The 21,097-nt window shown below is 71.5% G+C and carries 21 protein-coding genes and 1 pseudogene; 9 read left to right on the plus strand and 13 right to left on the minus strand.

The genetic code is table 11. The features are described 5' to 3' along the window. The 8 genes and pseudogenes from HDG68_RS11550 to HDG68_RS11585 form a co-directional block, all read right to left on the minus strand. A partial coding sequence (locus tag HDG68_RS11550; RefSeq protein ID WP_172152249.1) for a hypothetical protein occupies window positions 1-305 on the minus strand: 305 nt, incomplete at its 3' end. Beyond that, entirely contained in the window at window positions 302-922 is a 621-nt protein-coding gene (locus HDG68_RS11555) for a DUF6318 family protein (protein WP_172152251.1), read from the minus strand. The genes HDG68_RS11555 and HDG68_RS11550, both read right to left, overlap by 4 nt. Before the next feature lie 258 nt (window positions 923-1,180). Then, window positions 1,181-2,029 carry a hypothetical protein gene (locus HDG68_RS11560; RefSeq protein ID WP_172152253.1) on the minus strand — a complete coding sequence of 283 codons (849 nt, stop codon included), beginning with the start codon at window positions 2,027-2,029 and terminating at the stop codon, window positions 1,181-1,183. 27 nt (window positions 2,030-2,056) lie between these two features. Beyond that, the gene (locus tag HDG68_RS11565; protein WP_172152255.1) at window positions 2,057-2,722 is read right to left on the minus strand and encodes a DUF4126 domain-containing protein; all 666 of its coding nucleotides are present in this window, start codon (window positions 2,720-2,722) and stop codon (window positions 2,057-2,059) included. Between the two features lie 13 nt (window positions 2,723-2,735). Continuing rightward, window positions 2,736-3,803, minus strand: coding sequence for a glutathione S-transferase family protein (locus tag HDG68_RS11570; RefSeq protein ID WP_172152257.1), 1,068 nt, complete (start codon window positions 3,801-3,803; stop codon window positions 2,736-2,738). Further along, window positions 3,800-4,402, minus strand: coding sequence for an HhH-GPD-type base excision DNA repair protein (locus HDG68_RS11575; RefSeq protein ID WP_172152259.1), 603 nt, complete (start codon window positions 4,400-4,402; stop codon window positions 3,800-3,802). The genes HDG68_RS11570 and HDG68_RS11575 overlap by 4 nt, the downstream gene beginning before the upstream one ends. A 6-nt stretch (window positions 4,403-4,408) precedes the next feature. Beyond that, a complete protein-coding gene (locus HDG68_RS17570; protein ID WP_172152261.1) occupies window positions 4,409-6,148 on the minus strand; it encodes an AIPR family protein in 1,740 nt (579 codons plus the stop codon). Window positions 6,149-6,339: 191 nt separating this feature from the next. Then, window positions 6,340-6,435, minus strand: a pseudogene (locus HDG68_RS11585) (HhH-GPD-type base excision DNA repair protein); the annotation flags it as partial. A 63-nt stretch (window positions 6,436-6,498) separates the two neighbouring features. Here HDG68_RS11585 and HDG68_RS11590 point away from each other — a divergent pair. Next, entirely contained in the window at window positions 6,499-6,909 is a 411-nt protein-coding gene (locus HDG68_RS11590; RefSeq protein WP_172152263.1) for a DoxX family protein, read from the plus strand. Here the strand turns inward: HDG68_RS11590 and HDG68_RS11595 are convergent. The 4 genes from HDG68_RS11595 to HDG68_RS11610 all read right to left on the minus strand — a co-directional run bounded on the left by HDG68_RS11595 (window position 6,895) and on the right by HDG68_RS11610 (window position 10,484). Continuing rightward, the gene (locus HDG68_RS11595; RefSeq protein ID WP_172152265.1) at window positions 6,895-7,341 is read right to left on the minus strand and encodes a PNPOx family protein; all 447 of its coding nucleotides are present in this window, start codon (window positions 7,339-7,341) and stop codon (window positions 6,895-6,897) included. The two genes, HDG68_RS11590 and HDG68_RS11595, sit on opposite strands and share 15 nt — an antisense overlap. Window positions 7,342-7,460: 119 nt before the next feature. Continuing rightward, on the minus strand, window positions 7,461-8,378 hold the full coding sequence (locus HDG68_RS11600; RefSeq protein WP_172152267.1) for an ABC transporter ATP-binding protein: 918 nt from the start codon (window positions 8,376-8,378) through the stop codon (window positions 7,461-7,463). Continuing rightward, complete coding sequence (locus HDG68_RS11605; protein WP_172152269.1) at window positions 8,375-9,463, minus strand: putative F420-0 ABC transporter permease subunit; 1,089 nt, start codon at window positions 9,461-9,463, stop codon at window positions 8,375-8,377. The genes HDG68_RS11600 and HDG68_RS11605 overlap by 4 nt, the downstream gene beginning before the upstream one ends. Then, window positions 9,456-10,484 (minus strand): putative F420-0 ABC transporter substrate-binding protein, encoded by a 1,029-nt coding sequence (locus tag HDG68_RS11610; RefSeq protein ID WP_172152271.1) that lies wholly within the window; start codon window positions 10,482-10,484, stop codon window positions 9,456-9,458. The genes HDG68_RS11605 and HDG68_RS11610 overlap by 8 nt, the downstream gene beginning before the upstream one ends. Before the next feature lie 328 nt (window positions 10,485-10,812). On the opposite strand from HDG68_RS11610, the gene HDG68_RS11615 reads away from it, so the two are divergent. Then, window positions 10,813-12,399, plus strand: a complete 1,587-nt coding sequence (locus HDG68_RS11615; RefSeq protein WP_172152273.1) for a molybdopterin-dependent oxidoreductase — start codon at window positions 10,813-10,815, stop codon at window positions 12,397-12,399. A gap of 14 nt (window positions 12,400-12,413) precedes the next feature. On the opposite strand, the gene HDG68_RS11620 is transcribed toward HDG68_RS11615, so the two are convergent. Further along, window positions 12,414-13,817 (minus strand): aminotransferase class I/II-fold pyridoxal phosphate-dependent enzyme, encoded by a 1,404-nt coding sequence (locus tag HDG68_RS11620; RefSeq protein WP_172152275.1) that lies wholly within the window; start codon window positions 13,815-13,817, stop codon window positions 12,414-12,416. A 154-nt stretch (window positions 13,818-13,971) separates the two neighbouring features. On the opposite strand from HDG68_RS11620, the gene HDG68_RS11625 reads away from it, so the two are divergent. The 7 genes from HDG68_RS11625 to HDG68_RS11655 all read left to right on the plus strand — a co-directional run bounded on the left by HDG68_RS11625 (window position 13,972) and on the right by HDG68_RS11655 (window position 21,085). Beyond that, window positions 13,972-14,820 carry a nitrilase-related carbon-nitrogen hydrolase gene (locus HDG68_RS11625; protein WP_172152277.1) on the plus strand — a complete coding sequence of 283 codons (849 nt, stop codon included), beginning with the start codon at window positions 13,972-13,974 and terminating at the stop codon, window positions 14,818-14,820. Between the two features lie 37 nt (window positions 14,821-14,857). Next, window positions 14,858-16,291: a dihydropyrimidinase gene (gene hydA / locus HDG68_RS11630; protein WP_172152279.1), complete on the plus strand. Its 1,434-nt coding sequence runs from the start codon at window positions 14,858-14,860 to the stop codon at window positions 16,289-16,291. Between the two features lie 23 nt (window positions 16,292-16,314). Further along, a complete protein-coding gene (locus tag HDG68_RS11635; protein ID WP_172152281.1) occupies window positions 16,315-17,346 on the plus strand; it encodes a TIGR03842 family LLM class F420-dependent oxidoreductase in 1,032 nt (343 codons plus the stop codon). Further along, window positions 17,343-18,203 carry an ABC transporter permease gene (locus tag HDG68_RS11640; protein ID WP_172152283.1) on the plus strand — a complete coding sequence of 287 codons (861 nt, stop codon included), beginning with the start codon at window positions 17,343-17,345 and terminating at the stop codon, window positions 18,201-18,203. Before HDG68_RS11635 ends, HDG68_RS11640 begins: the two co-directional genes overlap by 4 nt. Continuing rightward, window positions 18,200-19,087, plus strand: a complete 888-nt coding sequence (locus HDG68_RS11645; RefSeq protein ID WP_172152285.1) for an ABC transporter ATP-binding protein — start codon at window positions 18,200-18,202, stop codon at window positions 19,085-19,087. The genes HDG68_RS11640 and HDG68_RS11645 overlap by 4 nt, the downstream gene beginning before the upstream one ends. Beyond that, window positions 19,084-19,866, plus strand: coding sequence for an ABC transporter permease (locus tag HDG68_RS11650; RefSeq protein WP_172152287.1), 783 nt, complete (start codon window positions 19,084-19,086; stop codon window positions 19,864-19,866). The genes HDG68_RS11645 and HDG68_RS11650 overlap by 4 nt, the downstream gene beginning before the upstream one ends. 70 nt (window positions 19,867-19,936) lie before the next feature. After that, window positions 19,937-21,085 carry an ABC transporter substrate-binding protein gene (locus HDG68_RS11655; protein ID WP_172152289.1) on the plus strand — a complete coding sequence of 383 codons (1,149 nt, stop codon included), beginning with the start codon at window positions 19,937-19,939 and terminating at the stop codon, window positions 21,083-21,085. The last annotated feature ends 12 nt before the right edge of the window (window positions 21,086-21,097 follow it).

A 21,097-nucleotide genomic window follows, 5' to 3' on the forward strand; every position in this document is an offset into this window, starting at 1 on the left:
CCGTCGGTGCAGGCTTCGCGCAGGACGGTGGAGTCCAGGTCGTCGAGCAGGCAGTAGTGCACCGTGGCGCGGTAGTAGCGCACGTCCGACTCGCCGTCCCCGCTGCCGCCGCCGTCGAGCAGATCCTGCTGCTCCTCGAGCGTCGCGCCGACCGTGACGCTCGGTTCCTTGCTGTCGTCCACGCCCAGCTCGTAGTCGGCACCGCCCTCAGCCGCCTGCGAGGTTTGGCCCAGCAGCACCGTGACAATTGCCAGGGTGGCCGTTGCGAGCGTCGTAAATGTCGTCGTACGAGTCGTCGGATTCACTCGGGTATCTCCGCCATCTCGACGAGGACCCATTCGCCATCCTTCAGAGCAACTTCGACTCGTCGTTCAGCTCGACTGCCCTCGGAGTCAAAGACGACCTCGCCAGAGCTGTCCCGGATCGTCGTTTCGTGTTCGGCTACCTTTACGTCAACTGGCCAGATCGCTGTGACGGCGTCTCGTTGATAGACAGTTTCGACCGTGACCTCAAAGCCGCCGCCGCTGAAAGTGTCGCCGCGTCGTGCGATGGTCTTGGCCTGGTCGAGGCGTGAAGCGCAATAGTCGCATGATCGATGCGACCGCTTCTCCCACTCCGCCGTGTCGCCGGTGACCATCATCGGCTGCTCCAGCGCGAGGATGTACTTGACGGCCGCAGCCGCCCCGTCGCCGTCTTTCTTGTCCATGGCGGCGGGCCGTTCGGGCTTCTCCGGTCCGCTCGGTGACGGCGATGGTGTCGGGGACGGCTCGTCGGACGGCGAGGCGGTGACCGAGGCGGGCAACGGTAGCTCGCTCGAGGTGGCTTCCGGTTCGGCGTCGTCGTCGGTGCAGCCAGCGACGAGCAGTACGGAGGTGAGCAGGGTCGCGGTCGAGGTCAGGTGGTGCCGGGTCGTGCGCGTCATCGCGTCTCCAGGGCATCAGCGGCCAGATCGAGTCCCGACCTTAGCGACCGGGACACTTCCGGCGAAACTGCACGTCCCACCCTGTGGACAACGCTGTGCTACCTCGCCGGGAGGTCGCCTACCCCGCGGGAGGTTTGCCTACCTCGCCGGGAGGTCGCCTACCCCGCGGGAGGTTTGCCTACCTCGCCGGGAGGTTGCCTACCTCGCCGGGAGGTTGCCTACCTCGGCGGCGGCCGAGGGGAGCGAAGAGAGGGCGTCTCAGGCGAGCCGGGCCGTGAGCACGACCTGCTCGCCGACCTCCAGCGCGACGTCGTCGAGCCGCACGCCCGGCGGCAGCGCGTCGGTCAGGTCGACGCGCCGTCCGGCGACCTCTTCCACGCGGCCCCGCATCGCCCCGAGCATCGCGCCCACGATCGGGTTGCCGCTGTGCAGCTGGACGTCGCCGACGGTGAGGACCATGTGCTCGTCGACGGACGCCGACGCGGTCGCGGTGATCTTCGCGGACAGGAACATGCCCTTCTTGATCGACGCGTCGATCTCGAGCCGTGCGTCGCGCGGTCCGGTCTGGTCGATGCGCAGGTCGAAGTCGGTGAGCTGGATGCCGTTGCCGTGCAGCGCCACGGCGAGCAGGCCCTGCACCGTCCCTGCGAGGCCTTCGCGGGAGACGGCCACGCGGGCGTGCCCCGAGACGGGCGCGTCGTCGGTGGGTTCGATGAGCTCGACGCCGACCATGTCGTCGTCGGCGGTGACCCAGGAGAAGCGGACGTCGGAGACCTCGGCGGTCACGTCCACGGGAAGGTCGACGGCGGCCAGGGGATGCGCCTCGATGCGCAGGGTGCGCACGGTGCCGGCCTCGCGGTCGATGATCTGCGGGTGCCAGTGCAGGTGCGGCGCTTCCTTGCCCGCCGGCATCCCGACGGCCACCCCGGTCAGGTCGACGTCGAGGGACGCGATGTCCGTCCCGTCGAGCACCGGGAGGATCTTCGCGCCGTCGAGGCCCTGCACCTGCTCGCCCCCAAGGGCGACGAACGCCGCGCGCAGGCGTGCGGCCAGGTCCTGGTCTGAGTCGGGGCGCGGGGCGGGACCGAGGGGGAGCAGTGCGTCCATGCCGCCGAGCCTAACGGGCGCGACGCGTCATTCGCGGGACGACGGCGGTACCGACGGTGGCAGCGCCGGCCCGGGACCGCCGGGCCCACCACCGGCGGTACCGTCCTGCGCTGCCGTGTGCCGCCGTCGTCGGGCCCGCACCACCCGCCACACGACGACCGCCAGCCCGATCGCGACCGGGATGACGAGCAGCGGCAGCAGGATCGCCACCAGCGACAGGCCGACCGACGTGCCGTCCTCGGCGGTGGACAGCACGGGTGCGGCGAGCCCGCCCGTGGCGGCGTTGGCCCCGGCGCGCAGGGCCGCCTTGGTCAGGTGCACCACCAGGGCCAGGGCGATGCCCGCCACGACGGGCACCCAGGCACCGGAGTCGACGAACGCTGCGGGGTTCTCGACCCGCGCGGTCTCCGACGTCGCACCGGCACCGAACGCGATCCCGCCGGCACCGGGGCGCACCACCGTCTGGACGACGTCGTTAATCGAGTCCACCACCGGGACCTTGTCGCCGACCATCTCCAGGACCAGCAGCACGCCGAGCACGATCAGCACCCAGCCGTTCTCGAGCCAGGCCCAGGCACCGGGCAGGGTGATCAGGTCGGTGTACCGGGACAGCAGCCCGAGCGCCAGGAGCGGGATCCAGGCGTTGAGGCCCGCGGCCAGGGCGAGTCCGGTGCCGGTGGCGAGCTCGAGCATCAGGCGTCCGGCCTCACAGCGGCACGAGGGGGTTGTGCCCGGCCGTGACCTGCTCGCCGTCGCGGACCGGACCCGGCGCGGTGCCCCCGCCCCAGGGGTCCCCGCCGAGGGACTCCCGCCCGTGCGGCGTCAGCCAGCCCGACAGGTCCGGCCCGCACGGGATGATCCCTGTGGGGTTGATGTCGGTGTGCACCACGTAGTAATGCTCCTTGATCTGCTCGAAGTCCACGGTGTCGCCGAACCCGGGCAGCTGGAACAGGTCGCGGGCGTAGGCCCACAGGACCGGCATCTCGGTGAGCTTGTTGCGGTTGCACTTGAAGTGCCCGTGGTAGACGGCGTCGAACCGCACCAGCGTGGTGAACAGCCGCACGTCCGCCTCGGTGATCGCGTCACCCATGAGGAACCGCCGGTCGGCCAGTCGCTCCTCCAGCCAGTCCAGCGCCCGGAAGAGCCGCAGGTAGGCGGCTTCGTAGGCGTCCTGCGAGCCCGCGAACCCGCACCGGTACACCCCGTTGTTGACCTCGGTGTACACGCGCCGCATGACCGAGTCCATCTCGGCGCGCACGTCCGGGTCGGACGGCAGCAGCGCGGGCGCGCCCTCGCGGTGGTGCTCGGTCCACTCGGTCGACAGGTCCAGGGTGATCTGCGGGTAGTCGTTGGTGACCACGGCGCCGTCACGGGTGTCGACGATCGCCGGCACCGTGATGCCGCGCGGGTAGTCGGGGAACCGGGCGAAGAACGCCTCCTGCAGGCGTTCGATCCCCAGCACCGGGTCGCGGCCACCCGGGTCCAGGTCGAACGTCCAGCTCCGCTCGTCGTGGGTGGGGCCCGGCATCCCGATGCTGAGGGCGTCCTCCAGCCCGAGCAGCCGCCGCACGATGATCGACCGGTTCGCCCACGGGCAGGCCCGCGCCGCCACCAGCCGGTAGCGGCCGGCCTCCACGGGGTAGCCGTCGGCGCCGTCGCGGGTGATGCGCGTGGGGATGTAGTTCGAGTCCCGCACGAACTCCTGACCCGGCACCGTGTAGGTGCCGCCGCGGGAGTGCTCCGGACGTTCCGGCGTCGTCTCCGTGGTGCTCATGCCTTCGCCTTCGCTTCCTTCGCCGCTGCCTTCTGTGCCTTCTTGAACGCCCGGACCTCCTGCAGGGTCCCGGCGCTGGTCACGTCCGCGATCGACCGGCGCGAGCCGTCGTCGCCGTAGTGCCCGGCCGCCTCGCGCCACCCGGCCGGTTCCACGCCCCGCTGCTTGCCGAGCAGTGCCAGGAAGATCTGCGCCTTCTGCGTGCCGAACCCCGGCAGCGCGTTGAGCCGCTCGACCACCTCGGCACCCGTCGGCGCCTCGCCCGAGGCACCGGGATCCGTCCAGATCCGGGCCACGTCGCCGTCGTAGTCGTCGACGACGGCGCGTGCCACCGCCTGCACCCGGCCGGCCATCGAGCGGCCGTACCGGTGGATCGCCGGGGGAGTGGTCGCCATCTCGACGAACTCGTCGGGGTCCGCGTCGGCGATGCGTGCCGGGTCGAGCGTGCCGAACCGGTCGACGATCTTGCGCGGCCCGGCGAACGCGTGCTCCATCGGGTACTGCTGGTCGAGCAGCATCGCAAGCGCGAGTGCGAAGAAGTCATCGGTGAGAAGTTGGTCGGAGTCAGGATCGCCTGTCAACCAGAGCCTGTCTGTCATGTGCTCCTACTCCTCTCGTTCTGGGAGTGGCGGAAGCGCCAGTACCTTGGCCTTCAGTTTGTCTGTAAACGAGCGTGTGCGAACGGTGTCACGGGTTAGCGGCTGCCCGGGTGTTTCCTCCGCGACGACCGCATCGATTATCGGGAGAAGTCCCCGCACCAATTCTTCAGCGGCCTGAACATCCCAGATTACTTTTAGAATCTTGTCACACTCTACTTTTGACTTCCGATTTCCCTTTGGCAGCGGCCCGTCTCCCAGCACGCGCAATTTAATCGCTGCAAGAAGTTGATAGCGCGCAGGGGAATATGATCTATCGATTCGCTTGTTGCGAAGCAACCACTCAATCCTGTAGTACGCCGCTGCGCTGGTATAGTATGCAAGCGGATTCTGTTCGGGATTGAATAACTGGGGGGCCCTTGCCTCCTTGAGTTCCCGGACGTATCTTCCTGCCCTCGCCGGCTCATCCAGGAACATTGAAGCAAAGGTTCGAATAAGCTGAGATCGCGTAACGATTCGAGTCCGCTCAATGTCGTGCTCAGCGTACTGCTTGGATCTGCGCTCGTAATAGAGCTCTTCTCCCGAGGGGAAGGTGGTGAAGAGCGCTTCGAGGTCTTTATGGAAGTGCTCTCTGGCCGCAAGGTCGTCGTCCGTCACCGCCGTCTGTCGATTTGTTGCCGCTGTAATTCCGGCAATCACGTCCTCATCGTGTGATTGAATGATGCGGACGCTGACATTGACGTCATCGGTCAATTGTTCCTTTGCGTGGAACAGGACGTGGCAGGTCTGGCAGCCGTTCACAATCTGGAAGTCTTTCAGCGAGAGGTCATCCCCCGCAAGAGTGAGTTCGCGCGTAACTATGGTGATGCCGTTGTTGAGCACCGAGAATTGGTTGCGACGGACGGGATCGTGCAAGGAGGCCAGGATTTCGAGATTGACCGAGTTGAAGTCCTGGAAGTCCCGCACGTTGTCGAAGAAGAGTGCTTTACGAATTCCGCCCGAGGCATCTGTTAGGAGCTCAACGAGGTTACTCGCGGACATGACCCCGATGAAAGCCTGAGTAACCCCGGGCATCCTCGGCAGAGTCAGCCTTTTGTCCATTGTGAAAGATGCCGATACTGCCGCCGTCGCGGCCTGATACTGGTCACGAAGTTGTCGCGCTCCAACAGCTTCGACGGTAGCCGCGCTGAAATAGTTGGTCGCGTCTAGAACTGCTGCAGCCGCCTGCCGCTTCTCCTCCAGGAGCGCGTCGCCCGGTGTGCCCGTGGTCACATATCGGAATTCTATTGATGGTAGGCCGCCACCAAATTTTGAGATGTCCGAGTAGACTGATTTGATGGCTTCTTTGAGGTTTACAATGTCCGGGTTTGCAGGATATCGAAGCCGGTCATCCTTGAAAAGGTGACGCAGGTTATCTGCGACTTCGGTGAAAACTGCGGCCTGAAATGACTCGGGCCGCTTTGCTTGCACAAGGATGAACTTCACATCAAGTTGACGTGACGCGCGGACTGCTAAGTCGACGTCTGCTGCGTCTAAGAGCAGGTCGCCGTTGACCATAATCGCGGCGACGTCGATGCCGAGATCCCCGCCCGCGCCAATCACGAAATCAAGCGGGTTGAACTCGTCGTCGAAAACGGAGCTCAGCGTTGCCGTGGCTACGAAGGCTTCAAATTGGGTGGATTCTTCCAGGCTTGATATTCCTTGATCTGCCGCGAACGCATCAGTGAGCGATTTTACGATTCGATCCACTTTGATCCCTCTCGTTCTGCCTTGGGTTTAGTTCTTAGTAGATGAATGGTTCATCCACGGATGCCCGGTGCCGGATGCGGTTGGGGCCGTGCGGTTATGCCGTCGGACGCCCTGTGGAGTGCAACGCTACCTGACCTGTGTTTGCGGCGAACCGTAGGTTTCGTGTGCTGTTCTCCGTGCTACGCACTGCTCTGGTCCAGCAGCATCCCGACCAGCAGCGCGAACGGGTCCTCGCTGAGCAGTCGGTCGGTGGCGTCGTCACCGGTGATCCAGAGCTGTGCGGTCATGGGTCCATCCTGCCCCGGTCCGCAGCCCGTTGTCGCTGCGCGGGCACCGGATAGCCTCGGGTGATGCGACGACGCTCCCACCGCACCGCGACCGCCTCCGCCGCCGCGCTCGCGGCGGCCCTGACGGTGACCGGCACCCTCCACCTGGTCCGCCCGCGCGTCTTCGAGGGGCTGATCCCGCGGGCACTGGGCTCCCCGCGCGCCTGGGTCGTCGGCAGCGGCGTGGCCGAGCTGGCGTGCGCGGCGGCGGTCGCCGTCCCGGCCACCCGGCGCGCCGGCGGCTACGCCACGGCGGGGCTGTTCGTCGGGGTGTTCCCGGGCAACGTCAAGATGGCGCTCGACTCCCACGCGGGGGCGCGGCACTGGTCGCGCGACCCGCGCGTGGCCTGGGGGCGCCTGCCGTTGCAGGTCCCGCTGGTGGCGTGGGCGTGGCAGGTGGCGCGCAGCGCGGAGGCCGGCTCAGGCGGGCGCTGACCGGGCTGGTCGCAGCCGTCCGGCGAGGAACTCGTCGATGCCCAGGAGTCGCGACGCCACCCGGGGACCGTCGCCGAGCACACCGCGCGCGGTCTCGCCGTCGAGCACCCACGGGTCGACCACGGCGAAGTCCTGCCCGCGTCGCGTCAGCGTGTAGTGGCCTGCGGCGAGCACGTTGCGGCACCAGTCGGTGCCCGGACCCCACGGCAGCGGGTGCAGCACGATGATGTCGCGGGCGTCCGCGACCGTGACGGGTTCGCCGATGACGCGGGGCTCGCGAGCGGCGAACGCCACGACGGGGGTGTCGTACGCCCGTCCGCTGCGCCGTCCGACGTGGTGCAGCGTCGCCCAGGGCGGCACGCGGTGGCTCACCCGCAGCGCCCACGGGTTGACCTTCTGCGCGACGGTGGTGGCCGCGGCCGGAGCCTTCATGTCTCCAGCGTGCGGCTGATGCCCCGCGCTCGCCGCTCAGCCCTCGCGATCGCCATCGTCCCCACCGCGCGCCCGACGGGTCCTGGTTCGTCGTCGACCTCCTCGAGAGCCTGTGACGCTCACACCTCGTCGAAGGTCAGCACCGGCCGCCCGGTTCGGGGGTGGCGCAGCACGGTGGTGCGGACCCCGTAGACGGGATCGATCACCTCCGGCACCAGCACCTCGGCGACCGGCCCGGCCGCCACCACGTGCCCGGCGTGCCCGGGAGCCAGGACGACGGCGTGGTCGCACGTTGCGGCCGCCAGGGACAGGTCGTGCAGCGCCGCCAGCACGGTCACGCCGTCGCCGGCCAGATCGCGCACGAGCCGCATCGTCGCGAGCTGGGCGGCCACGTCCAGATGGTTGGTCGGTTCGTCGAGCAGCAGCACCCGCGGCTGCTGGGCCAGCGCACGCGCCATGTGCACGCGTTGGCGCTCGCCGCCGGAGAGCGTGCCGATCTCCCGGGCGGCCAGGTCCGCCGCGCCGGTGCGGTCGAGGGCGGCCCGAGCGAGCTCGTGGTCGTCCTCGGTGGGGCCGGCCAGCAGGGAGCGGTGCGGGGTCCGGCCCAGCAGGACGGCGTCGAGCACCGTCACGGGCAGCTCGGTGGCGGCGTCCTGCTCCACGAACGCCAGGGTCCGGGCCCGACGACGGCGCGGCATCGCCAGCACGTCCTCGCCGTCCGCAGCGGCCCGCGATGCTGTGGCGCCCCCGGGGGATCCGTCGTCGTCCGGGCTGCCGATCAAGGCGACCCGTCCGCCGTCGGGCCGCTCCACGCCCGCGACGAGCCGCAGCAGCGTCGACTTGCCGGTGCCGTTCGGGCCGAGCAGCCCGGTGACGGCGCCGGGCGGGGCGGTGACGTCGACGTCGTCGAGGATCAGCCGGCCGCCCACGGACCAGCGCACCCGCTCGGCCGCCAGGCCGGCCGCGCCCGCCGGGCCGTGGCCGCCGGAGGACGTCGGAGCGAGCCCGGCGGTCCGTGCGTCGAACGTCTGCGTCATGCCCGGGCCCGTCCCTTCCACAGCAGCAGCGCGAACACGGGTGCCCCGATCGCGGCGGTGACGATCCCGACGGGCAGCTCGCGCGGGGCGAAGACGGTCCGGGCCAGCGTGTCGGCCCACACCAGGAACGTGGCCCCGCACAGCATCGACAGCGGCAGCAGCGCGCGGTGGCGCGAGCCCACGAGGAACCGCACGGTGTGCGGCAGGATCAGCCCCACGAACCCGATGGCCCCGGACTGGGAGACCAGCGCCCCGGTGAGCAGCGCGACGCCGAGCAGCAGCAGCCAGCGCACCCGCGCCACGGGGACACCGAGCGCGGCCGCAGAGGTGTCGCCGAACGTGAACGCGTCGAGCACGGACCCGGTCGAGGCGAGCAGCGTGCCGAGCAGCAGCACCGCCCCGCCCGCCACGGCGACGGACACCCAGTCGGCGCCCGCCACGGAGCCCAGCAGCCACGCGAGGATCTCGCGGTACTGGTCGCCGGTGGCCGACCAGAAGATGACGAAGCTCGTCGCCGCGGCCGCGAGCTGGGAGACCGCCAGTCCCGCCAGCACGGTGCGTGCGGGGGTCAGCCCGCCGGCACCGCGGCCCGCCGCGGACGCCAGCGCCAGCGTCGCCGCCAGCGCCGCCGCCGCCCCGACGAACGCCGCCACCGGAAGCACGGCCAGCCAGCCGAGGACCAGCACGCACGCCGCACCCAGCGACGCCCCGGAGCTGAGCCCGAGCAGGTACGGGTCGGCCAGCGGGTTGCGGGTCAGGGACTGCATGACCACGCCGCACACCGCCAGCCCGGCCCCGACCGCGGCGGCGGTCAGCACCCGCGGCAGGCGCAGCTGCCACACGATGCCGTCGTCCAGCCGGTCGGGCGTCGCCAGCCCGAGCCAGTCGCCCAGGCCGAGCCGCGTCGCCACCACCTGCCCGACGTCCGACGGCGTCAGCCCGGCCGGCCCGATCGTCACCGCGACCACCACGGAGGTCAGCAGCACCGCCGTCGTGCCGCCCAGCCACGCCGCGAGCCGGCCCCGCGACAGCGTCGCCGGAGCGGGCGCGGTCCGGGGCCGGGTGGCGGCGCGGGTCTCACTCATCGAGGTCGAGCTCCGCGAGCTGGTCGGCGAGGTCGGCGGCGGCGTCGGCGTTGCGCACGCCGGCCTCGGTGGCCGGGAACGGCACGGTCAGGTAGCGCCCGGCCTGCACGGCGCTCAGCTCGGACGTCGCGGCGTTGGACTCGAGCCGGTCGATCTTGTCGTCGGCCGAGTTCCACGTGGCGTCCACGAGCACGATGACGTCCGGGTCGGCGGCGACGATCTCCTCCCACGCCATCGAGGTCCAGGTGTCCTCGACGTCGCCGGCGACGTTGTCCAGCCCGACGGCGTCGAGGATCATCTGGGGCGCGCCGATGCCGGCGCCGACGTACGGGATGTCGGAGCCCGAGGAGTACCACAGGGCCGTCAGGTCGCGCTCGTCCGGGGTGACGCCGTCGAGCACGGCCTGCTGCTCGGCGACCAGCTCGGCGGCCGCGTCCTGCGCGTCGAAGATCTCGCCGACCTCGGTGATCTCGGCGAACACCTCGTCGAAGGTCAGCGGGTTCGGCATGTACTCCGGGGCCTTGCAGGCGGCGGGCGCCACGTAGCTGTTCACGTCGAGCGAGGCGAGCGTCTCGCGGTCCCCGGCGCCGTCGGCGGCGACGTTCGACTCCCAGCCGGCGTAGACGAGGTCCGGGTCGAGCTCGAGGACCGCCTCGGTGCCGGGCACCTCGTCGCTGAACGGGTCGGCCACGGCGGTGCCGTCGGCGGCGTCGGCCAGCCACGCGGGCGCGGGGCCGTCGAGGAACGCGGACCCGACGATCCGGTCGCCCAGGCCGAGCGCCAGCAGCGTCTCGGCGGTGGAGGACTTGATGGTCACGACACGTTCGGGTGCGGACTCGAAGGTCACCTCGGTCCCGCAGTTGTCGACGGTGAGCGGGTATTGGGTGGCGGCGCCGTCGGCCGCGACGTCCTCGGTGGTGGACGGCTCCGTCCCGGCCGGTGCGGTGTCGGCGGAGCAGGCGGCGAGGGAGACGACGGTGAGGGTCGCGAGGGTCAGGGCGGTGAGGCGCGCTCGGGGCACGGGTGGGACTCCTGGAGGGCAGGGGTGGCGTCGTGGGCGGGTGCGTCATCTCGCACCGACCGGACCTGCGGCCCAAGTCAGGGGCCGCACCGACGGGCGATTCACCGGTGCCCGTGGTCCGCGAGGACCTCCACCCTAGTACCGCCCGCACCGCTGTGGGTAGAGAATCTGCGGGTCGCGGGCGCCGCCGAGCTGCAGATCTCATGCCCACAGCGGTGAGGTGGTGGGGGAGCCGTGCCGGCCACCGGGGATTACAGGGTGGTGACGGTCGCCGTCCGACGGCGGATCGGGCGCGGCGTCGGCCGCCCGCGGTGGCAGGGTGGAGAGCATGCAGACCCGAGGAACCGGCTGGTGGGCGGCGCTCGCCGGCGTCGTGGCCGCCGGCGCCGGACTGGCGCTGGCCGAGCTCGTCGCCGCGTGGGTGGACCCGACGTCCTCCCCGGTGCTCGCGCTGGGCGGTGTCGTCGTCGACAGCGTCCCGCCGTGGCTGAAGGACTTCGCCGTCGAGTGGTTCGGCACCGCGGACAAGCTCGTGCTGCTGTCCACCATGGGTGTGGTGCTCGCCGCCGGTGCCGCGCTGTCGGGGTGGCTGGAGCTGCGGCGCCCCCCGGCAGGCCGGCTGCTGCTCGGCGGCGTCGGCCTCGTGATGGCCGTCGTCGCGGCGACCCGCCCCGAGGCGACGCCGCTGTGGGCGCTGCCCGCGGTGATCGGGGTCGGCGTCGCGGTGGTGCTGCTGCGGCTGCTCGTGGCCCGCGTGCCGGTCCCTGCGCCGCCGCCCGCCACGCCGGTGCCTGCCGTGGCCGGCGCCGGTGCGGCACCCGAGGAACCGCCGTCGGACCGGGGCGCCACCCGGCGCACCTTCCTGGTCTGGACGGGGGCGACCGCCGTCGGCGGCGTGCTCGCCCTGGCCGCCTCCCGCACGCTGGCGGCCGGCAGCCGCGCCGTGCAGGTGGTGCGCGAGGCCATCAACCTCCCGGCCCCCGCCACCCCGGCCCCCGCCGTCCCCGCCGGCGCCGACCTCGGCGTCGACGGCGTCCACCCCTACGTGACGGCCAACGAGGACTTCTACCGGATCGACACCGCGTTGCGCGTGCCGCAGGTGGACCCCGGGTCCTGGTCGCTGCGCGTCACCGGGCTGGTGGACGAGCCGTTCGAGATCTCCTGGGACGAGCTCCTCGAGCTGCCGATGACGGAGCACCACGTGACCCTGTGCTGCGTGTCCAACGAGGTCGGCGGCGACCTCATCGACAACGCCCTGTGGCTCGGCTACCCGATCCGCGAGCTGCTGGCGCGCGCCGGCCCGCAGGCCGACGCCGACATGGTGCTGTCCTCCTCGGTGGACGGCTGGACCGCCGGGACGCCCCTGGAGGTGCTGACCGACCCGGACCGGGACGCGCTGCTCGCGATCGGCATGAACGGCGAGCCGTTGCCGGAGGAGCACGGGTTCCCCGCCCGTTTGGTGGTGCCCGGGCTGTACGGGTACGTCTCGGCCACCAAGTGGGTCACCGAGCTCAAGGTCACCCGGTTCGCCGACGACGAGGGTTACTGGACCCCGCGCGGCTGGTCGGCCCTCGGCCCGGTCAAGGTGCACTCCCGCATCGACGTCCCGCGGCCGGGCACCCCGCTCGAGCCCGGCACCGTCGTCGTCGCCGGCGTCGCCTGGGCGCAGCACACCGGCATCTCGGGCGTCGAGGTGCGCATCGACGACGGCGAGTGGCAGTCCGCCGAGCTCGCCGAGACCGTCGGGCCGGACACCTGGCGGCAGTGGCGCTACGCGTGGGACGCCACCGCGGGCGACCACACGGTGGCGGTGCGCGCGACGGACGCCGACGGCCAGGTGCAGACCGCGGACGAGGCGCCGCCCGCGCCGGACGGCGCGACGGGGTGGCACGCGTTCGACCTCACGGTCGGCTGAGCGGCCGGGTCCGGTCAGGGCCGCGTCGCCACCGCGACGGCCTCGGCGACGGCGTCGAAGTCCTCGCGGAGCATCCCGACGGTGAGCCGCAGGTGCGCCGAGCCCTCGCCGCGCGCCTCGCGCCCTGCCCGGAACGGCGCACCCGGCGCCGCCCGGATCCCCGCGGCCTCGAGCCGGACCAGCGCGGTGTCCTCGTCGGGGACCGCCAGCCACAGGTTGACGCCGTCACCGGCGCGCGCCAGGACGCCGCGCCGCTCCAGCGCGGCGACGAACCCGCGCTGCCGGGCGAAGTACAGGCGCCGGGCGTGCTCGACGGCGGCGATCGCGTCGGAGTCGGTGAGCAGGTCGGCCAGCACTCGCTGCAGCAGCCGGCTGGTCCACCCGGGCCCGAGCATGCGCCGCGCGACGAGCGGGTCCAGCACGGTGGCCGGTCCGCCCACGGCCGCGATGCGCAGGTCGGGGCCGTGGGACTTGGAGAAGGACCGCACGTGCACGACGCGGTCGGGCAGGTAGGACCCGAGGCTGACGTCGCGCGCCGAGGCGATGAGGCCCGAGTGGTCGTCCTCGACCACGACGACGTCGGGGCCCTCGGCGCGCAGCAGGCGCGCGAGCTCGCGGGCACGGGTCGAGGTCAGGCTGCGTCCGGTGGGGTTCTGGGCGCGGGGCTGCAGCACGACGGCGCGCACCCCGCGTTCGAGGGCGGCCGCCAGCGAGGCGGGCCGCACCCCGTGCTGGTCGAGCGCGAGGGGGACGCGTTCCAGCCCCAGCTGGTCGAGCACGTCGAGCACGGGCGGGAAGCCCGGGTCCTCGACGGCGACGCGGTCCCCGAACCCGGCCACCTGCTCCAGCGTCCGTTCGATCGCGTCCAGCGCGCCGTCGACGACGGTCATCCGCTGGGGCAGGAACGGCCACGTCTCGCGGAACAGCGCCTCGAGCTCGGGCAGGAGCGGGGTGTCGAGGTAGCTGCCCGTGTCCGCGGCGGGGTTGGACTCGGCGGCCCGGCGCAGCGCCGGACCCAGCCGGGGGAGCAGCTCGGGGTCGGGCGTGCCGCCGGAGAGGTCGAGGCGGGGGAGCGGGGCCGTGCCCCGCGCCGGGGCGTGACCGCCGTCGGCCATCGACCGGTAGCGCGGCGGCAGCCAGCCGCGCGGCTCGGGCAGGACGACGGTGCCGCCGCGGCCCCGTGAGGTCACGAGCCCGACGGCGGACAGGGCCTGGAAGGCGCCGCTGACGGTGGCCGGGCTGACGCCGAGGGCGGCCGCGAGGTCCCGCACGGTCGGCAGGCGGTCGCCGGGGCGCAGCTCGCCGGAGCGCACGACGCGCGCCAGCGTGGCGGCGATGCCCCGGGGGCTCGGGTCGGTGACCTGGGCGGCCAGGGCCGCCGTGTCGAGGCCCTGCTCGGGCTGCTGAGGCTGCGGCATCCGCCCATCCTGCCCTGACCGAATCGTCCGACTCGGAGTGTTTACAGCGTCGGCGGCAGCCGTCGCGGTACGGAAAACGATCGGTCACGCCACAGAAATGTTCAAGCCCCACAGTCACATTCATTCTCGTCCGACAGACCGTGGGAGGTCCTCCATGAGCGTGGTTCGCGTCGCATTCACCCAGGCCCGCTGGGCCGGCGACAAGGAGTCGATGATCGCGCTGCACGAGCGCTGGGCCCGCGAGGCCGCCGACCAGGGCGCCCAGGTCGTCGCCTTCCAGGAGCTGTTCTACGGCCCCTACTTCGGCATCACCCAGGACACCGCCTACTACGACTACGCCGAGTCCGTGCCCGGCCCGACCGTGGACCGGTTCGCCGCGCTGGCCGCCGAGCTCGGCGTCGTCATGGTCCTCCCGGTCTACGAGGAGGAGCAACCGGGCGTGCTGTACAACACCGCGGCCGTCATCGACGCCGACGGCACCTACCTCGGCAAGTACCGCAAGCACCACATCCCGCACCTGCCGAAGTTCTGGGAGAAGTTCTACTTCCGCCCCGGCAACCTCGGCTACCCCGTCTTCGAGACGGCGGTCGGCAAGATCGGCGTCAACATCTGCTACGACCGCCACTTCCCCGAGGGCTGGCGCGTGCTGGCCCTCAACGGCGCCGAGATCGTCTTCAACCCCAACGCCACCGCCCCCGGCGTCTCCAACCGGCTGTGGGAGATCGAGCAGCCCGCGGCGGCGGCCGCCAACGGCTACTTCATCGTCGCGAACAACCGCGTCGGGCTCGAGGACAACGAGTACGGCGACGAGGCGGTGTCGTTCTACGGCAGCTCGTACGCCGTCGGGCCCGACGGCAACTACGTCGGCGAGGTCGCGAGCTCGAGCGAGGACGAGCTCGTGATCCGCGACCTCGACCTCGGACAGATCCGCGAGGTCCGCCAGCGCTGGCAGTTCTTCCGCGACCGCCGTCCCGACGCCTACGGGCCGATCGTCGCCCCGTGAGCACCCCCGCACGCGCCCAGGACAGGAGGTCCACCCCATGAAGACCCTCATCACCGGCGGCACCGTCGTCAACGCCAGCGGCCGCTCGCGGGCCGACGTGCTCATCGACGGCGAGCAGATCGTCGCGCTGCTCGAACCCGGCTCGACCCTGTTCGGCGTGGACCTCGCCGCCTCCGTCGACCGGGTGGTCGACGCCACCGGCAAGTACGTCGTGCCCGGCGGCATCGACGCCCACACCCACATGGAGATGCCGTTCGGCGGCACGTTCGCCGCCGACACCTTCGCCACGGGCACGACGGCGGCGGCCTGGGGCGGCACGACCACCATCGTCGACTTCGTGGTCCAGTACCCGGACCAGAACGTCCTCGACCAGTACGCGCAGTGGCACGACAAGGCAGCCGGGAACTGCGCCGTCGACTACGGGTTCCACCAGATCCTGTCCGACGTGCAGGACTCCTCGCTGGCGGCCATGGACGAGCTCATCGACGAGGGCGTGACCAGCTTCAAGCTGTTCATGGCCTACAAGGGCGTGTTCCTGTCCGACGACGGCCAGATCCTGCGGGCCATGCAGAAGGCCGCCGACAACGGCGCCATGATGATGATGCACGCTGAGAACGGCGCCGTCATCGACGTCCTCGTCCAGCAGGCGCTCGCCGCCGGGAACACCTCGCCGTACTTCCACGGCACCACGCGCCCGTGGCAGGCCGAGGCCGAGGCCACGAGCCGGGCCATCATGCTCGCCGACCTCACCGGCGCCCCGCTGTACGTCGTGCACGTCTCGGCCAAGCAGGCCGTCGAGCAGATCGCCCTGGCCCGCGACAAGGGGCAGAACGTGTTCGGCGAGACCTGCCCGCAGTACCTCTACCTCTCCCTGGAGGAGCAGCTCGGCGCCGTCAGCGAGCAGTGGGGCGACTTCGAGGGCGCCAAGTGGGTGTGCTCCACCCCGCTGCGCTCGAAGCACGAGGGTCACCAGGACCACATGTGGCAGGCGCTGCGCACCAACGACCTGCAGCTCGTCTCCACCGACCACTGCCCGTTCTGCATGGCCGACCAGAAGGAGCTCGGCCGCGGCGACTTCTCCAAGATCCCCAACGGCATCGGCTCGGTCGAGCACCGCATGGACCTGATGTACCAGGGCGTCGTCACCGGCCAGATCTCGCTCGAGCGCTGGGTCGAGATCACCTCGGTCACCCCGGCGCGGATGTTCGGCATGTACGGCCGCAAGGGCGTGCTCGCCCCGGGCGCCGACGCCGACGTCGTCGTCTACGACCCGGCCGGCCACACCTCCATCGGCGTGGACAGGACCCACCACATGAACCTCGACTACTCGCCCTGGGAGGGCTTCGAGATCGACGGCCACGTCGACACGGTGATCTCGCGCGGCGAGGTCCTCGTCGCCGACGACGAGTTCGTCGGCCGCCTCGGGCACGGCAAGTACGTCAAGCGCGACCTGACCCAGTACCTCGTCTGAGCACGAGCCGGAAGGAGCTTCCCATGGACTTCGGTGTCGTCCTGCAGACCGACCCGCCCGCCTCGCGCGTCGTCGACCTCGCGCGCCAGGCCGAGAACCACGGCTTCGACTACGCCTGGACGTTCGACTCCCACCTGCTGTGGCAGGAGCCGTTCGTCATCTACTCGGCGATGCTCGCCGCCACGCGCAGGATCACCGTCGGGCCGATGGTCACCAACCCGGCCACCCGCGACTGGACGGTGCTGGCCTCGCTGTTCGCCACGCTCAACGACATGTACGGCAACCGCACCGTGTGCGGCATCGGACGCGGCGACTCGGCGGTGCGCACCCTCAACGGCCGGCCGTCGAACCTGGCCACCCTGCGCGACGCCGTCGAGGTCATCCGCGAGCTCGGCAACTCCCGTCCGGCCACGGTGGGGGAGCGGACGGTCCAGTTCCCGTGGAGCAAGGGGTCCGCGCTGGACGTGTGGATCGCCGCGTACGGGCCCAAGGCGCTCGCGCTCACGGGCGAGGTGGGCGACGGGTTCATCCTGCAGCTCGCCGACCCCGACATCGCGGCCTGGATGATCAAGGCCGTCCGCGACTCCGCCGAGGCCGCCGGGCGGGACCCGGACGCGATCACGTTCTGCGTCGCCGCCCCCGCCTACACCGGGGACGGCTCCGCGCCCGCCGCCCGGGCGCACATGCGCGAGCAGTGCCGCTGGTTCGGCGGCATGGTCGGCAACCACGTGGCCGACATCGTGGCGCGCTACGGCACGGACTCGGCGATCCCGCAGGCGCTGACCGACTACGTCCGCGACCGCGAGGGCTACGACTACAACGAGCACGGCCGGGCCGGGAACTCGCACACGGCGTTCGTCCCGGACGAGATCGTCGAACGGTTCTGCCTGCTCGGCTCGCCGCACGAGCACGTCGAGAAGCTGCAGGCGCTGCGCGAGCTCGGCGTCGACCAGTTCGCCCTCTACCTGCAGCACGACAACAAGGACGACACGCTGCGCACCTACGGCGAGCGCGTCATCCCGGCCATGCGCGAGCCGGTGGTGGCCAGCGCATGAGACGTCAGGTGCTGCTGGGTGTCGCCGGCGTCGTCGCGCTGGGGCTCGCGTGGGAGGGCTACAAGCTGCTCGCGCCCGACGACGGCGTGGTGGTCGGCGAGCTGACCGTGCTGCCGCGCACGACCGACCTCGCCATGCCGCACCTGTGGGACATGGCGGCCCGCGCCCTGGAACCGGTGAACTCGGCGACCGACGCGCTCCCGCTGTGGGTGGCGGTCCTGGTCGCCGCGGCCTTCACGCTCGGCGTGGCGGCGGTCGGCTGGGTGGTCGGCGTCGTCGTCGGGCTGGCCACCGCCACCGTCATGCAGCGGTTCCGCACCGCCGAGTCGGCCCTGCTGCCGTGGGTCGTGCTGTCCCAGACGGTGCCGCTCATCGCCCTCGCCCCGCTGGTGCGCCGCTGGGGCAGCCAGCTCGAGATCGGGGCGTTCGACTGGCAGGACTGGATGTCGGTCGCGGTCATCGCCGCCTACCTGGCGTTCTTCCCCGTGTCGATCGGTGCCCTGCGCGGGCTGTCCTCCCCGGACGCCGTGCACCTGGACCTTATGCGTTCCTACGGCGTCGGGTGGTGGCGCACCTACCGCAGCCTGCGCCTGCCCGCCACCGTGCCGCACCTGATCCCCGCGCTGCGCCTGGCCGCCGCCAACGCCGTCATCGGCACCGTCGTCGCGGAGGTCTCCATCGGTCTGCGAGGCGGCATCGGCCGGATGATCGTCGAGTTCGGCGCCAGCGCCAGCGCCGACCCCGCCAAGCAGTGGTCGCCGATCTTCGGCGCCGTCCTCGTCGGCCTCGTCGCCGCCGGCGTCTGTGTCCTGATCGCCCGGGCGCTGGCCCGCTACCGCGTCTCGGAGGTCTCATGAACACCCCCGCGCCCACCCGCCCGACCGCACCGTCCGCCGGTCCGGCCGACGCGCCGGCCGCCACCGGCACCGAGGCGCATGCCGCGCCCGCCGTCGAGGTCCGCGGCGTCACCCGGCGGTTCTCGTCCCGCTCCGGCGAGGTCGTCGCCCTCTCCGACGTCGACCTGACCGTCCGGGCCGGAGAGTTCGTCTCCCTCATCGGCCCCTCCGGCTGCGGCAAGTCCACCCTGTTGCGCCTCATCGCCGACCTCGACGAGCCCACCGCCGGTGAGCTGGCCGTGTTCGGCCGGCCGCCGCGGGTGGCCCGCCAGAACCACGACTTCGGCATCGCCTTCCAGCAGGCCGGGCTGCTGCCGTGGCGCAGCGTGCGCACCAACGTCGAGCTCCCCCTGGAGCTGCACGGCGCCGGGCGGGCCGCCCGGCGTGCGCGAGCCACCGAGCTGCTGGAGATGGTGGGGCTCGCCGACTTCGCCCAGCACCTGCCGCACCAGCTCTCCGGCGGCATGCAGCAGCGCGTCGCCATCGCCCGGGCGCTGGCCGAACGGCCCAGCCTGCTGCTCATGGACGAACCCTTCGGCGCGCTGGACGAGATGACCCGCGAGCACGTCCAGACCGAGCTGCTGCGCCTGCGCGCCGAGACGGGTGCCGCCGTCGTCTTCGTCACCCACTCCATCCCCGAGGCCGTCTACCTCTCCGACCGCGTCGTCGTGATGTCCGCCCGGCCCGGGCAGGTGCGCGAGGTCGTGCCCGTCGGGCTCGGCGCGGCCCGCGACCGCAGCGACGACGTGCGCGAGGACGACGCCTTCTTCGACCGGGTGCGGGCCGTGCGCGAGGCGTTGCACGGCACCGACGGCACCACCCCGCGGGGGGTGGACCGGCGATGACCCGATCAGCGACGACCACCTGGCGCCGCGTCGAGGTCGTCCTCGCCCCGGTCCTGCTCGGGCTGCTCGCCCTCGCGGCGTGGGAGGCCGCCGTCGTCGTCCTTGAGCTGCGCCCGTTCGTGGTGCCCAGCCCGTCGGCCATCGGCGCCGAGCTGACCGGCAACGTCGGCATCATCGCCACCGCGGCGCTCTCCACGGCGCTCAACGCCTGGTGGGGCCTGGTGATCGGCGTGGTCGGCGCGCTGGTCGCGGCCGCCGTCTCCGCCGCGGTGCGCACCCTCGACGAGATGTCGGCGCCCCTGGCCGCGGCGGCCGCCGTCGTGCCGATCGTCGCCCTCGCCCCGGTGCTGTACACGATGTTCGGCGCGAACGTCCAGACCGCGCGCGTCGCGATCGCCGCGATCGTGTCCTTCGTGCCGGTGTACGTCAACACCCTGCGCGGCCTGCGCACCGTGGCCCCCGTGCACCGCGACCTGCTGCGCGCCTACGCCGCCACCCGCCGCCAGGCCACGCTCACCGTCACCCTGCCCGGCGCGCTGCCGTTCTTCTTCAGCGGCCTGCGCGTCGCCACGTCGCTGGCCGTGATCTCCGCCCTGGTCGCCGAGTACTTCGGCGGGCCGGTGGACGGGCTGGGCAAAGCGATCACCTCGGCCGTGTCGTCCAGCAACTACCCGCTGGCCTGGGCCTACGTCGTGGGAGCCGTCGTCGTCGGGCTCCTGTTCTTCTGCGGCAGCTCCGGGCTGGAGCGGGCGGTCCTGCACCGCCGCTCCGGCCGGTGAGCCGCACGCCGACCCCTGTTGGACCGAGCAGCACCGACCAGCACGTCTCAGCACCCGAGAGGAACGCACCATGAAGCACACCGCACGGCCCGTCGTCCGGACCGGGGCCTTGGCAGCCGCGGCAGCCCTCGCCCTGACCGCGTGCGCCGGGGAGGACGAACCCACCACGTCGGGCGACGGCGAGGAGCTGACCCCCGTCACGCTCCAGCTGCAGTGGGTCGCCCAGGCCCAGTTCGCCGGCTACTACGCCGCCCTCGACCAGGGCTTCTACGAGGACGCCGGCCTGGACGTCACGATCCAGGAGGCCGGCACCGACACCGTCCCCATCGACGTGCTCGCCGCGGGCGACGCCGACTACGCGATCTCCTGGGTGCCCAAGGTGCTCGGCTCCATCGAGCAGGGTGCCGAGGTCACCAACGTCGCCCAGGTGTTCGAACGCTCGGGGACCCTGCAGGTCGCCATGGCCGACTCCGGCATCGAGGGCCCCGAGGACCTCGCGGGCAAGAACGTCGGCTCGTGGGGCTACGGCAACGAGTGGGAGCTGTTCGCCGGCATGCAGCAGGCCGGGCTCGACACCAGCGAGGACATCACCCTGGTCCAGCAGGCGTTCGACATGAACGGGTTCCTCGCCGGGGACATCGACGCCGCCCAGGCGATGACGTACAACGAGTACGCCCAGGTGCTCGAGACGGTCAACCCCGACACCGGTGAGCTCTACCAGCCCGAGGACCTCACGGTCATCGACTGGAACGAGGTCGGCACCGCCATGCTGCAGGACGCCGTCTGGGCCGACGCGACCCGTCTGGCCGACGACGAGGCCTACGCCGAGACCACCGTGGACTTCATCAAGGCGTCCCTGCAGGGCTGGGCCTACGCCCGCGACAACGCCCAGGAGGCGGCCGACATCGTCACCGCCGCCGGGTCCACGCTCGGCACCAGCCACCAGCTGTGGCAGACCAACGAGACGAACAAGCTCATCTGGCCGTCCACGTCCGGCATCGGCACCATCAACGCCGACCAGTGGCAGCAGACCGTCGACATCGCCATGAACACCCAGAACGAGACCGGCGCGACCATCATCACCAGCGAGCCGCCGGAGACCGCCTACACCAACGAGTACGTCGAGCAGGCGCTCGCCGAGCTCACCGACGAGGGCGTCGACGTCATGGGCGAGGACTTCGCCCCGATCGACGTCACCCTCAACGAGGGCGGCGAGTAGCACCACCCGTGC

This window comes from Isoptericola chiayiensis (genome assembly GCF_013149805.1).
GTDB lineage: Bacteria > Actinomycetota > Actinomycetes > Actinomycetales > Cellulomonadaceae > Isoptericola > Isoptericola chiayiensis.